This window comes from Bacteroides cellulosilyticus DSM 14838 (genome assembly GCF_000158035.1).
Classification (GTDB): domain Bacteria; phylum Bacteroidota; class Bacteroidia; order Bacteroidales; family Bacteroidaceae; genus Bacteroides; species Bacteroides cellulosilyticus.
In genome coordinates, this window is sequence record NZ_EQ973495.1 from 283593 (window position 1) to 295400 (window position 11808).

Annotated in this window: 7 protein-coding genes and 1 pseudogene; 7 read left to right on the top strand and 1 reads right to left on the bottom strand. The window is 38.7% G+C overall.

From position 1 onward, the window contains the following. Positions 1-2110 (bottom strand): glycoside hydrolase family 2 (locus tag BACCELL_RS23485; RefSeq protein ID WP_007214627.1); only part of this gene is annotated, 2110 nt, incomplete at its 3' end. Positions 2111-2305: 195 nt separating this feature from the next. Here BACCELL_RS23485 and BACCELL_RS23490 point away from each other — a divergent pair. The 7 genes and pseudogenes from BACCELL_RS23490 to BACCELL_RS23520 form a co-directional block, all read left to right on the top strand. Next, positions 2306-3538, top strand: a complete 1233-nt coding sequence (locus BACCELL_RS23490; RefSeq protein WP_007214628.1) for a site-specific integrase — start codon at positions 2306-2308, stop codon at positions 3536-3538. Positions 3539-3755: 217 nt separating this feature from the next. Beyond that, positions 3756-6905 carry a SusC/RagA family TonB-linked outer membrane protein gene (locus BACCELL_RS23495; protein ID WP_007214629.1) on the top strand — a complete coding sequence of 1050 codons (3150 nt, stop codon included), beginning with the start codon at positions 3756-3758 and terminating at the stop codon, positions 6903-6905. A gap of 13 nt (positions 6906-6918) precedes the next feature. Beyond that, positions 6919-8502, top strand: a complete 1584-nt coding sequence (locus tag BACCELL_RS23500; RefSeq protein WP_007214630.1) for a RagB/SusD family nutrient uptake outer membrane protein — start codon at positions 6919-6921, stop codon at positions 8500-8502. Between the two features lie 26 nt (positions 8503-8528). Beyond that, entirely contained in the window at positions 8529-9233 is a 705-nt protein-coding gene (locus tag BACCELL_RS23505) for a hypothetical protein (RefSeq protein ID WP_227071414.1), read from the top strand. A 19-nt stretch (positions 9234-9252) separates the two neighbouring features. Further along, positions 9253-10221, top strand: coding sequence for a hypothetical protein (locus BACCELL_RS23510; protein ID WP_007214632.1), 969 nt, complete (start codon positions 9253-9255; stop codon positions 10219-10221). 90 nt (positions 10222-10311) lie between these two features. Continuing rightward, positions 10312-10983: a TonB-dependent receptor plug domain-containing protein gene (locus BACCELL_RS23515; RefSeq protein ID WP_007214633.1), complete on the top strand. Its 672-nt coding sequence runs from the start codon at positions 10312-10314 to the stop codon at positions 10981-10983. 179 nt (positions 10984-11162) lie between these two features. After that, positions 11163-11808: pseudogene (locus BACCELL_RS23520) on the top strand (hypothetical protein); the annotation flags it as partial.

The following is an 11808-nucleotide window of genomic DNA, read 5'->3' on the forward strand; positions in this document are numbered from 1 at the left end:
AAGTATAAATATGAACGGGAGTTATTTCACCAATCCGCTCTTGCCAGTTCCAATGAGGCAATATATGCACAGTAGGCACATCAGGACGCCAATAACTCTTATAGTTGTAATAACGATCCTTCGGAAAACCACATAAATCGACAATACCAAAATAAGAACTGCGGGAAGGTGTCTTAATTTTGCCTAACTCTTCCAATTCCTTTCGAGCCTTTTCTAATTCATTCGGATCACTGAAGTTTAACAAATTGGTCAGGTCTTTATTATAAGGAGTAGGTTCGCCCAAGTAATCGAATCCGGTCCACACAAACTCACCACTCATAAACGGATATTCTTCATTCATTTTAAATTGAACCTCAGGAGCACATCCCCATCCTATAGTTATCATATCATATGATGAAAGCTGGAAGCCGGAACGGCTATCGTTAACGTCAGTAGTTACAGGGAAGAAATATTCCCCACGAGAACTCGTTGCAGAGGAAGTTTCACTGGCATGATAACGGCGAGTAGGATTCTGCTCTTTAAAAACCGGATAAGTTTTATGGAAATAGTTCAGACCAAATATATCCACCTGATTCACAATATCACGGAAAACAGCATCCCGCTTATTACACCCTAAAGAAGTAGGCCGTGTAGGATCTTCATCGTGACAGTAAGCTGTCAGATTACGAGCTATTATGACTCCCTGATCAGTCGTCTGATCAGGCATTTCATTACCTATACTCCACATAATTACAGAAGGATGATTACGATAATGACGTACCAACGAGCGCATATCTGCTTCACTCCAATCATCAAAAAGAAGATTATAATCATTCTTGCGTTTCCCTTTTTGCCAAGTATCTGCTAATTCAAGCTGCATCATCAGTCCCATACGGTCACAGAGAGCAACCAACTCCGGTGCCGGTGGGTTATGTGAAGTACGAATGGCATTTGCACCCATCTCTTTCATGATACGTAACTGCCTTTCGGCAGCCACTTCATTAAAAGCAGCGCCCAAAGCGCCCAAATCATGATGCATACACACACCTTTAATAGCTACCTTTTGTCCATTCAGCATGAAACCTTGGTTATGGGTAAATTCAATTGTACGAATTCCAAAAGGAGTTTCATAACTATCCATTTCTTTTCCATCCATGAATACCCGGCTGACCGCTACATAGCAATTCGGAGTATCAATATCCCACAACTTCGGTTTATCTACTTTAAATTGAAAGCGGGCACTCGACCAGCTATCTTTTTTAATCGCAATATCCTTAGTCATACTTTGAGTCACCTCTTCCCCCACAGGACGTCCATCTTTCCCTTGCAGATATACACTTGTCTGCAACTTTACCTGAACATCTTTTCCAGCATGATTCTCAATATTCACTCCCATTTCCATAACAGCAATTTCAGAATCAACCTGCTGGTTTCGTACAAAAGTTCCCCATTGCTCCACGTGAACAGGAGACGTTTTCACTAACCATACATTCCGATAAATACCACTACCCGGATACCAACGTGAAGTATCGTCCGGATTATCCAATCGAATAGCCAACACATTCTTTTGTCCGGCCTTTATATAAGGTGTCAGATCAAGACGAAAAGAAGCATAGCCATAAGGCCATCCACCCACATATTGCCCGTTACACCACACGGAAGCGTATGACATCGCCCCATCAATATCAAGATAAATTTGTTTCCCGGCATCATCCTGCGATAACTCCAGTGTTTTACGATACCAGCGTATCCCCCAATAAGGTAACTTTCCAGTCGAACCGTTATAGTCAATATTGAAAGGCCCTTCAATAGCCCAATCATGGGGTAAATTCAGATGTCGCCATTCACTATCATCAAAATCAGATTTTACATAGGCTATATTTTCTCCCGGATTGCCTTCCGGTCTCTGATACCTCTTCCCAAATATAATAAAGTCATTGGCACAAGGTAATAAATAAGGCTTTAGTCTAGAGTAATGTAATGCAGCACCTACCCCATCCGGATCATCTATCTGATAACGCCAGTCACGATTAATGTTTATGCGCTCACGCACCATTGAGGTATTTGCACAAACAACATCTCGCCCCACAATGAGTACAAAACTCAATAAAATAAGAAATCTGTTTTTCATACTATTCTGTTAAATTGTTAGCACTACAAAAGTAAGGAATAGAAAGATAGACGATTATCAATATTATCTATGTTTCTGTTAATACTGTCTCAAATATCTTTTAATATGGACCTTATTTATCAACTTTGTATGCAAATAGCATGTTGCTAAATACAGTTTCAATTCATAGTTAATAACCAACAAATTTAAAAAGCCATGTACAAATATTCTAAGGATGGAGTTTCCGTACTCACAGTATTAGATAAAAGAAAACAAAAGATGAATGGATTATTTCCCATAAAAGTACAAGTTATCCACAACAGAAAACAGAAATATTACTCCACCGGGCAAGAAGTTTCTATTAGAGACTGGGAAGTATTACCACATACCAAAAATCGTCACTTATCTGAAGTACGGCGTAACATCGAAAATAGTTTTTCTTTAATCAGGCAGCAAGTCGAATTTCTATCTTTTCAAGGTGAATTTCATTTTGACATCTTAAATGCACGCTTAGGTAGATATTCTGATTTTTCAGTGAATGCTTTATTTCATAAGAAGTTAGAGGAGTTAAAGGAAAATGGACAAGCCAATACTTATCTGTCTTATAAAGGTTCATTAAACAAAATAGAACAGTTTGCAGGAAAGCACATTTCTTTTCATGAAATTACCATCAACTGGTTAAACCGTTTTGAACATCACTTATCCGCATTAGGAATCAGCTACTCCAGCATGGGATTTTATTTCAGAAATCTCAAATGTATTCTCAATATAGCACGTAAAGATGGTATCATCAAAGAAAGTCAGTATCCTTTTGGAAAAGGAAAGTATGAAGTACCCACTGGATGTGGACGCAAATTGGCATTAAACCTGAAAGAAATAAAGAAAATTATTACTTATAATGATGGAACCCAAAAGACTGAAATTTATCGTGATCTGTGGTTCTTCTCTTATTTATGTAATGGCATTAATTTTCGTGATTTATTATACTTACAGTACTCCAATATCATCAATGGAGAAATCTGCTTCATACGTGCAAAAACAGCCAGAAACACCAAACACAGTAAGATTATCCATGCAGTCATCACGCCCGAGATGCAAAAGATAATAGAGAAATGGGGGAATCCACCTAAGTCACCTGAAACTTATATTTTTCCTTTCGCTACCGGAAAAGAAAATCCGTTTGAAAGAGTAAAACTGGTAAGGGATGTTGTCACTGAATGTAATCAGATACTTTATAAAATTTCCCATAAGACAGGCATTCCACGCGTCACGACCTATTCAGCGCGTCATTCATTTGCAACTGTATTAAAGCGCAGTGGTGTCAACATTTCCTACATATCTGAAAGCCTTGGGCATTCCAATTTAGCTATTACCGAAAACTATCTCGCAAGTTTTGAAGCTGAAGAAAGGAAAAAGAATTCAATACTCTTAACAAGGTTCGATCTATAAAACAAATATGTATATGTAAATAGCATGTTCCGTAGTGACGGGCAAAAACTATTTCCATCTCTTTCTTTTCACAAGATCAAAATAATAACTGCTTTTCATAGACAGAGTTTAAAATGATGTATTGATATTATGTAAAAACAATCTATTATGAACAACTCAAAAAGAATTCTAGGTGAAATCCCTTGTTAATTTAAGTCTAATTAAAAAAAGTAGTTTAATGAAAAAGAAAGAACACAAATCGAAATCGCTGTTATGGCGGTTTTTCCTCGTTCTGTTTGCATTTTCTATGAGTTTTAATCTATATGCTCAGGAAATAACAACAACTGGTACGGTTGTCGATCAAAATGGGGAACCTCTAATTGGAGTAACGGTTTCCGTTATGAAAGGTAGTAATGGGACAATTACTGATATTGATGGTAACTTCTCTATTAAATGTAACAAAGGTGCTACATTGAAATTTAGCTATATTGGATATAAGGATGCAACGCAGGTAGCAATGGGTACTAAAATGAATATAGTACTAACGGAAGACGCCCAGGCATTGGATGAAGTTGTAGTCATAGGTTACGGTACGGTAAAGAAGAGAGATTTGACAGGTGCTATCTCCACTGTAAATGCCAAAACGATTGAAGAACGTCAACCGACTGATATCTTTCAAGCATTACAGGGGGAAGTGTCCGGTCTGCAGATTTCCAATAACTCAGGTGCTCCTGGGGATACAGGTACTATGCTGATTCGTGGTGCTTCTACTATGGGATCAGGTGTTACTCCGTTATACATTGTAGACGGTGTGGCAGTAGATAATATTTCTACTATCAATCCTGCCGACATTGAAAGCATGGAAATTTTGAAAGATGCTGCTTCAGCCGCTATTTATGGTTCCCGTTCGGCTGCTGGTGTAATTATCATCAGTACTAAACGTGGCAAAGAAGGTGCTCCTGCCAGAATTTCAGTGAAGTACAACCACTCAATGAAGAAGCTAGGACATAAGATTGATCAGGCAAATGCATTTGAACGTTATTTGAAAGAAAGAGCCGGTAATGCAGGAACTTCTTTATGGAAAACCAGTAATGACTCTTTGCATCCCAACTTCATGGCTGATAATGACTATCAGGATTTGATTACCCGTATGGCTCATTCCAACCAGGTTGATATTAATATCAGTGGTGCAAAGAATAAAATGAGTTATTATACAAGTATTGGCTATTTGAACGAGCAAGGTATTGTACTAAATAGTTATTTGAATCGTGTAACTTCCAGAACCAACGTTGATTTCGCTGTGTCGGATCGTTTCAAATTAATGAGCCGTTTCAATGTGGCTTATACTGATAAGAATAACATCAATACCGGTGGTGTAATCAATCAGGCATTACGTCGTCCGCCACAAATGGCACTTTACTTTCCTGATGGATCTTATGTATATAATAATGGCGGTCAGTTCAATCCGATAGCTGATGCTTATGAACGTGTTAATAAAAGTGTTTCTTACTCAGTTTCTTTGTATCAGGGAGCGGAATTTCAGCTTATGAAAGGCTTGATCTGGTCTGCCAATGTACAGGGTGAATTGAAAGTTAACCGTAATGACCAGTTGATCCGTGGAGATTTAGTTTCTTCAGGCATCAGTTCCGGTTCTAATGATGCAAAAATCCCTCGCAAATTATCTGCGGAAACTTACATTAACTTTGCCAGAGATTTCAAAGATCATTCAGTAGGCGCTATGTTCGGTACCAGTGTCGAGGATTGGCGTGATGAAACATTTCACTTAGAAGGTAGCGATTATGTATCAGAATCGATCCTTACTTCTAACGCTCAGCAGGTGAAAGACCTGACAAAAACTAAGACTACTTATGAAAGTCATGCTATGGCATCTTTTTTCGGACGTGTAAACTATAGTTATAAAGGAAAATATATATTTACGTCAAATCTTCGTTATGATGGTTCTTCACGTTTTGTTGGTAACCGTTGGGGATTATTCCCGTCTGCATCTGTTGCATGGCGTGCTTCTGATGAATTCTTCTTTGACTGGGCAAAACCTGTACTGACTGATGCTAAATTCAGACTTAGCTGGGGTACAAATGGTAATGAACGTGTAGGTAACTATGAATCAATTAACCAATATAATATTGGTTCATATTATAATGGCGTCATCGGAGTTACTCAAACGGATAAGTTGGCCAACCTTGATTTGAGTTGGGAATCGACGGAACAAACTAATATTGGTTTGGATGTAACATTACTTGACGGACGAGTTTCTTTAGTGGCAGAATATTATATCAAGAAGACTAAAGATTTGTTGGCCGATGAAGTTATCCCTTCAGAATTAGGTGTTAGTAGTATGCGTGTCAATATGGGTAATATTGAGAATAAAGGTATTGAGCTGACAATAAATGCAACTCCTGTTCAGCTTCGTGATTTTTCATGGCAGACCACTCTTACCTATACTAAAAACAAGAATAAAGTATTAAAGCTATCGGAAGGCAAGAGCTTTGTGGAAGATGGTAAATACTTAATTGAAGAAGGTTCGCCTTTGGGACAATGGTTCGGCCAAAAAGCCTTGGGTATTTATGCCACAGATGAAGCAAATGCATATATCAAGAATAGCGACGGTTCATTTGGTGACCGCTTGATTCCTGTGTATCAAAGAGATCCGAATAACTATAATAACTATATTTATGGTTCTAACGGTAAGCCCATTTTCTCACACTATGAGACAAAAGGTGGTCAGAAATATGCAGGTGATGTAGGTCAAATGACTACCGCTGGTTCGGTGAGCAAAGGTGGTGATATAATCTGGGATGATTTGGATCATGATGGTGTAATTGGCGATTCGGACAGACGTATTTTGGGTAATGGTATGCCTACATGGTATATGGGATGGACTAACTATTTGAATTACAAGAATTTTTCATTATCCTTCTCGTTCTATGGAAGTTTTGGCAACAAGATTTATAATAAACAACGCCGTGACCTGTTACAAAATTCATCATCGAATATGACTCCATTAGCAAGAGACTGTTATCGTTTGTGGAAATATCAAGGACAAATAACAGAAGTTTATAGTAGTGCCAAAGCAACAACTGGTGTAAACAATGCACGTGAACTTTCTTCTTTCTTCCTGGAAGATGGCGACTATATTCGCCTTACAAATACTCGTTTAGCTTATAGGGTTGACCGTAATCTTATCAAACGATTCCATATTTCCGATCTTCAGTTGTATGTATATGGAAACAACCTTCTGACTTGGACAAAATACAAAGGATTTGATCCGTCAAGTATTTCCAATAGCAATGTGTTGCGTCCGGGTATTGATAACGGACGATATCCTACTGCAAGAGAAATTGGTTTCGGACTAAATGTTAACTTTTAACTTGTAACAACTTATGAAAAGATTAAAATATTTACTGATCGCTGGTGTCAGTCTGCTGCTCACTTCTTGTGAGAATTTCTTAGACAGACAACCCGAAAGTTCATTGTCGGGCGAAACTTTCTGGACTTCGGAACAGGATTTGAAAACCTGGAATGCAGGTATGTATGACGGTCTGCAATCTACCTTACGTACAAACTGGTTCTATTGGGGCGAACTTCGTTCCGGTGTATATGCAGAACGTGGTACGGCTTACGACCGTAACTTACTATACAATGGTTTGAATTCTCAGTCGGGCTCTTCCAGTTGGAGTGATCTTTATAAAACAATTTATCGTGCGAATGCGGCTATTAAGCATATTCCCACCAGCCCTATAGGCAGTTCTGTATCTGCTCCATATTTAGGTCAGGCTTATGCAATGCGTGCATTGATGTATTTTTATGCTATACGTGTATGGGGAGGTGTACCTAAAATCACTGAACCCATGGAAGATGTCTCTTCGCAGGAACGATATTATGGAAGAACTTCTGTAGAAGAATTGAAAGCTTTTATTCTGGAAGATATAGAGAAAGCATTAGAACATATTGGTGCTTCTACAGATATGTCCAGTGCCAGTAAGTACTATTTAAACCGCGGAGCTATTATGGCATTGCGTGTAGATGTATTGATGTGGTATAAGGAATATGACAAAGCGCTCGTAGCTGCTAATGACTTACTGACAAACTATAAATATAGTCTTGAACCGGCATCTACCTATTCCAGTATGTTTTTGAATCCATCAAGTTCTAAAGAAATGATATTCAATCTTTTCTGGAACTATGAAGAAGACAGCAACGGCTTTGGATATGCTCAGGAACTTGCGTCAGGTTCAAACACGATCCGATATCATCCGACAAAGGCATATTATAAGGAATTGGTATCCCGTAAGAGAGAAGATAATCGCGTCACTATGATTATGGATACATTTGCTATCAGCTATTTCATTACTCCTGACGAGATGATAGACGAATCGTATGAAAAAGCAATGAACGGTGATTATGGTAATGCCGCTAATTTCCAGATTAAATGCCCGAAATTCACAGAATACGGAGCAACTGCTAATGATGGCAGGCCCGGATATTCCTATGTTGCTAACGGATCATGTTCTACCCATATGCCAATTTATCGCTTAGCAGATATCTTGTTGCTAAAAGCTGAAGCTTTAGTATTAGGTACGCATAAAGATTATCAAGGCGCGATTAATATCGTCAATCAAATACGTGAACGTGCAGGTTGGGAAAATACTGCAGTTTTAGAGGATTACCCAACCGAAAAAGATTTGATTAAGTTGATTATCGATGAACGTACCATTGAGCTTTGGGCAGAAGGTAAACGTTGGTTTGATTTGGTACGCAATGATATGGTAAAAGAATATTTAGATCCATATTTGCAGAATGAAGACTTGGGTGATCAGAGAATTCCGGAAGGTTTTGTTATTGGTGCTGAGAAAGAAGCTAATCAGATTGGCGGTTACGGCAGAATTTTGTGGCCTCTGAATCAGGATGTATTCCGTAAGAACCCATCTATGAGAGGGCAACAGAATAAACCTTATGAAGAATAACAATAATGTTTTAAACAATAATGAATATGAAAATCTTTAGATATTTTATAAGTCTGGCCTTATTTTGCATTTCACTGAGTTCATGCACCTTGTTTGACCTTGATTTTCAAAGCAACGAGGAATATGAAGCAAAAAAAGCGGATAATAAGGTAAATATGACAATCTGGGAATTTATCCAGAGCCGTCCTGATATATTCAGTTCTTTAATTGAAGGTATTCAGTATGCAGGAATTGAAGACTTGTATAAAGAAGCAGGAAATACGCATATATTGCTGACCAATAGCGCTCTTAGCAGTGGGGATAACTGTTTTTGGAAGAAAAATCCGGTGATGCTTCCAGGAGCTACGGAAGCCGCAGCTGCTACTGCGTGGGAGCAATATGACAAGAAAGTGGTAAAAGAATTGCTGACTTATCATATTGTAAGAGGAGAATGGTCATATTTTAATATAGATTCTTCGGACCGTTGGATTGGGACTTATGGAGAAGGTAGCTTTTCCTATAACAAAGATGGTCAGACACTTCAAGGAGATACTGCAGTAATGTGTGTCAAGGCCGGACATGACCGTAACCTGCCGCTTCAATTGAATAATTTTGAATGGAATTTTAGAGGATTGTTAGCTGCATCTTCCGGTAGTTGCCGCACCACTAACATTCATGCACGTGATGGTTATATCCATGTATCTGACTGGTGGCAACCTCGCCCATCGAGATATTTTTTGGGTCAAGAATAAATTAATAATATAGAAACGTATGAAAAAACTAGTATTCAATATTGCTATATTAATATGTGTGATCTTCACTTCCTGTTCAGACGATGACAGTGTAAATATTGTTTCATTGAACACTTTCGGCACAAAATTTTGCCGCAATGATGTGGTGAAAGTATTTGTTTCTGCCGAACTCAGTGATGATACAGATGTTAGTTATGAATGGGGATGCGATGGTGGAAGCATGACAAATCCTCAAGGACTATTTGAGAATGTATGGAAAGCTCCGAATGAAGCCGGAACTTATGAAATTTGGTGCACGGTGAAATGTGGTGGTAAGAAAGAAACCCGTCGTTCCAAAATGACAGTACTGGACGAACTGTTTTACTCTAACTTTGAGACTCCTTATTATAATGAAGGCTGGTCTAATGCATCTATGACAGTAGCATTTGACGCTAATAAGGGAACGAATGGTGCGGTTAAATTAACTTCCACTAAAGCTGACGGACGTTTTGCCCGTAGCTGGGATAATGTATCTGTTCCTTTCTCCACACAAGTGGACTATGCAGTAAATGCTTGTCCTTCAGATAATAATTTTGCAGAGATCCGTATTGAATTTGCCCGTATCAATAATGCCACGTTTTATGTAACTAAGGCATGCTTTACGACCTATCCCAAAACAGGAGCATGGAAAGCAACTTATACAACAACCAATGTGACAACAGGAAAGACGGAAGATATTACAATAGATGAAGGTACGGATACGGCAAACTTTAAGTTTAAAAAGGATGCTTTCAAAACTATTGCGGTATCAATCGATGCAAATAAGAAATTCATTATTTACTATGATGGCAAGAAATATTTTGAGAGCAGTGCGTTAGCTAGTGTACAGGATCAGTATTATGTATCCCGTTCTGGTTTCGGATTGGACAACAAAGTCGTTATTTTTGCCGATAATCTATTTGTATTTGATAACGGTACAATCTGCACAGCCGAACCTCGTGAAAGATAAATAATCAATTTCATTCATCGAAAAAGGAGAGAATATTGGACATACACATTGTGTTTGAATATTCTCTCTTTTTATTAATATTATAAAGATATGAAACATCGTATTCTGATTTTATTATCAGCTATTCTGATTTCACTGGTGGGAACAGCACAGGACAATGTGGCAGGAGTTATCTTGAATGAAAAGGGTAAACCGGCCAAAAAGATAAAAATGCGGGTAAAGGGGCGCATGAAGATGCTTTCCACTTCATCAAAAGGTATATTTGAACTGGATAATGTGAAAACAGGCGATACACTGTTGGTATATCCTAACAGGAAGTTGGTGGCTTATGTGCCTATGTCGGGAATTCCAACCTATACCATACATCTAGGGAAGAATTCATTGCGCTATGCCACGAATGACAAAACGATTACCTGCATGTATCAGGAAATACCGGAACAAACCTATAATAGCAATATTATCACTTATGAGAGAATCCGGCAATTAGACGTCAACAATTTAATAGATTTGCTGCGAGGTAATATTGCCGGATTGCAGATTAATTATTCAAACGGACAAATGAAGGCTTCAATACGGGGAAGTTCATCTTTTGCCCTCAGTACCGAACCGCTTTTCATTGTAGGCGGAACCGAATATAATTCATTGGAGGAAGCCAATAATGCAGTGTCAGTAGAAGATATACGAGAAGTCGAAATAAAAAAAGATGGTTCTGAGTACGGTATGAAAGGAGCGAACGGCGTTATCATCATACGGATAAAATAATCCTTCGTTAACTCTTCTGCCATGAAAATCCCTGAGTGGATACTTTATTCTCTCAAATTCTATAATTAATAGATATTAATTATAGAATTTGAGACATTAGTTATAATGCTATTTATTGCCTTTGCCTACTTTTGTCTATTGTTGGAATACAAAGTGTAAATCTGAAAATAAAACAAAGAATGAAGAACATTTATTATCTACTATGCCTTCTTTTCCCCTTATCCGTTATGGGGCAGGAACCGACAGGCAAAAGCCAGTGGGTTTATTCGGATGCTAACGGAAAGTTAGTGTATAAAACTACTAAGAGAGGTGACCGGATTATCGACTTTTCACATGCCGGATATAAAGGCGGTGGTGTAACCTTGCCATACGTTCCGGCAAAACTGACCGTACATCCTTTAGGAGAAAATGAAGATTGCACGGATTATATTCAAAAAGCCATTGATATGGTTTCCGCACTTCCCAAAGATGCCGATGGCTTTCGGGGGGCAGTTCTACTGGCACCGGGACGTTACGTATGTAACCGTTCTCTTCAGATAATGACGGATGGCGTCGTATTACGCGGTAGCGGAAGTGATCCGAGTGGAAGCGTTATCGTCATGACCGGAGATAAGCATACGGCAATCGTGGTGAATAACGGCATCCGCCAACGTGCGGGTAATCGTTTAGGCGAAGCTGCTCCGGATGAAAAAAGCATAAAGGTGACTGACAAGTACATCCCTGCCGGTTCATATCGTTTGACGGTAACTGATGTTTCTGGACTTTCCGTCGGCGACAATATAGAGATACGCAAACCCGTAACCGAAAAATGGATCAAATATATGA

Coding starts and splice junctions, on each gene's coding strand:
- BACCELL_RS23490 (WP_007214628.1), top strand. CDS start 2,306: ATGTACAAATATTCTAAGGATGGAGTTTCCGTACTCACAGTATTAGAT.
- BACCELL_RS23495 (WP_007214629.1), top strand. CDS start 3,756: ATGAAAAAGAAAGAACACAAATCGAAATCGCTGTTATGGCGGTTTTTC.
- BACCELL_RS23500 (WP_007214630.1), top strand. CDS start 6,919: ATGAAAAGATTAAAATATTTACTGATCGCTGGTGTCAGTCTGCTGCTC.
- BACCELL_RS23505 (WP_227071414.1), top strand. CDS start 8,529: ATGAAAATCTTTAGATATTTTATAAGTCTGGCCTTATTTTGCATTTCA.
- BACCELL_RS23510 (WP_007214632.1), top strand. CDS start 9,253: ATGAAAAAACTAGTATTCAATATTGCTATATTAATATGTGTGATCTTC.
- BACCELL_RS23515 (WP_007214633.1), top strand. CDS start 10,312: ATGAAACATCGTATTCTGATTTTATTATCAGCTATTCTGATTTCACTG.